The organism is Myxococcus virescens, assembly GCF_900101905.1.
Classification (GTDB): domain Bacteria; phylum Myxococcota; class Myxococcia; order Myxococcales; family Myxococcaceae; genus Myxococcus; species Myxococcus virescens.
This window is the reverse complement of the sequence record NZ_FNAJ01000044.1, coordinates 1-2,210: the sequence shown is the minus strand read 5'-3', so window position 1 is coordinate 2,210 and position 2,210 is coordinate 1. Positions and strand designations below refer to the sequence as shown.

At 57.2% G+C, this 2,210-nt stretch carries 1 protein-coding gene; it reads left to right on the top strand.

The features are described from left to right. Positions 1–233: 233 nt before the first annotated feature. On the top strand, positions 234–1,886 hold the full coding sequence (locus BLU09_RS37930) for an RNA-directed DNA polymerase (RefSeq protein ID WP_090496015.1): 1,653 nt from the start codon (positions 234–236) through the stop codon (positions 1,884–1,886). Positions 1,887–2,210 lie beyond the last annotated feature (324 nt).

The window sequence follows — 2,210 nt, the reverse complement described above, 5'->3', positions numbered from 1 at the left end:
GAAGGAATCGGCCCATGGCGGAGCCGTTGGCCGTCGCAGGTCGGCCGACGAGGGGCGGGCTTGCGCCGACACCGACTTCCCGCCGAGCACGCGAGCCTCTGCTTCTTCTCGCTCTCCGACATCGAACACCCTTCCATCACATCGCGGGTGTCCACGAAAGCGGGGGACTCTAAGGTCCTTTGGAAAGAGACGAAAGTTATGGGAATGCAAGAGCCCGCCCTAGGCTCGCCACTATGAGCAGCCTCCCTGCACCGGAACTTGCCGGCTCCAAGACCCCGACCCTGGACGCCAACAGCGCCCCCGCCCCCCTGCTCAGGCGATTACTGGGCATGGGCTACTTCCCGAGGGAACTTCCCCAATGCTTCTCCACCGAGACGCTTGCTAGTGTACTCACAACGGCCCCCGGCAGCCTCCCGACGGCATGGGTAGAAGCGGCAAGCAAGCCACCAAACGCTCTCGCCATTCACCACAACCTTGCCCGCGCTGGAACTTTGCGCCGTCGACTATCCGTTCCGAACCCAGTAGCATTCTTCGCTCTCACGACAGCTATCGACAAGTACTGGCCACAGCTGGACGAGCACATGAGAAAGTCGCGGCTCTCACTCAGCCGACCAGTCCCATCGACGGTTCGAGCACTGGAAACGAAGGTCCCCTTCTCCCAGCTAATGGAAGAGAAAGCGCGATGTCGGCGACAAGGGCGCTACGTCCTCCAGGCAGATGTCTCACAATTCTATCGCTCAATATATACACATTCAATTCCCTGGGCGCTACACGGGAAAGTCCTCTCGAAGAAACTCCCTGTCGACAAGTCATTGCCTGGAAATATTCTAGACGAACTAGTTCGTTGCGGCCAAGATCGTCAGAGCGTCGGCATTCCCATTGGCCCTGACACATCCCTAGTTCTCGCAGAGCTATTGATGACATCCATCGACGCCTCCATGGAGACGACCATCCAGCACACAGGCGGATTTCGGTTTGTCGATGACTGGGAGATGTCATTCGCGCGATTGGCCAGCGCCGAGCAAGGCCTCGCTCAGCTTCAGCAGTTCCTCGGCGAATGGGAGCTAACCCTAAACCCCAAGAAGACACGCATTCTTGAGCTGCCGCTACCGCTGGAGGCACTTTGGGCTGTTGAGCTGAGCCGCTTCCGAATCGAAAAAGGAAGGCGACGAGGCAGGACAAGCCTTTTGCAATACTTTGACTTGGTCTTTCGTCACGCTTCTGCACATCCCGACGAGAGTGTCATAAAGTATGCCTTGGGTCGCCTCAAGAAGCGCGAAGTACATGTGGAGAACTGGGATTTGCTTGAGTCATTGCTATTTCAAGCAGCAAATGCAGAGCCGGGAGTGCTTAACTTCGTTCTGGAGATTGTAGAAATCTACGCGAGAGAAGGATGCACCCTCGACACCAAAGGACTCGGAAAGCTGCTGTCTGATCAGGTCACCCTGCATGGGCCACGTGTTCACGGTAGCGAAGTGCTCTGGGCTCTCTGGGGGGCCTTGCGCTTTGGGCTCGAACTCGATGCCAATGCCGCTGCTGCCGTCCTCAGCGTCCAAGATTCATTCGTTGCAATATTGGCGCTCGATCTCATAAGACGTGGCAGATTGACAGCCCCGAGCAACAGCCCCTGGTGGGAAGAGGTTATGACACCCGAAGCTCTCTCCGGTCCACACTGGCTGCTCTCTTATGAAGCCGGGATGAAAAAGCTCCTTCCTGGGGGAAAGGCGCATATTGTCAAGAATCCCCATTTTAAATTTCTCAAAACGGCCGCGGTAGAGTTCTACCTGCCTGTTCCCGAGTTCACTCCAACAGCAGCGATAGAACAAGCTCCGGTTGCTTCGGATGGTTCGAACTCAGGAAATAGCCTTGCCGACTACTTCGGCTAACAATCGTCGCAAGATGGCGGCTATTCGCCTGTGCCTGCCCAAGCTTCAGTCTCCGAGACATACGCGTACTGAGATCACGTCAAAAGTGCGCTATGAAGCTGGCTGTGCCTTCCTAAAAATATGGTCGCTGCGTCGGGGGGGCGCCAAGGCCACCCCATGCAGTGCATCAAGGCGAACGTATAGGAGGGATAGAGGCCCAGTTGAGGGGGAGGGCTGGAGCGGAGGGGCAGAGGAGGGCCGCTGACGGGGCCGCTCGAGTGATGCTCCCGTCTGGTGGACGAACACGTCAAAATTGGACGTTCTCCTCCGCAGCTCTGCCCAGTC

Coding starts and splice junctions, on each gene's coding strand:
- BLU09_RS37930 (WP_090496015.1), top strand. CDS start 234: ATGAGCAGCCTCCCTGCACCGGAACTTGCCGGCTCCAAGACCCCGACC.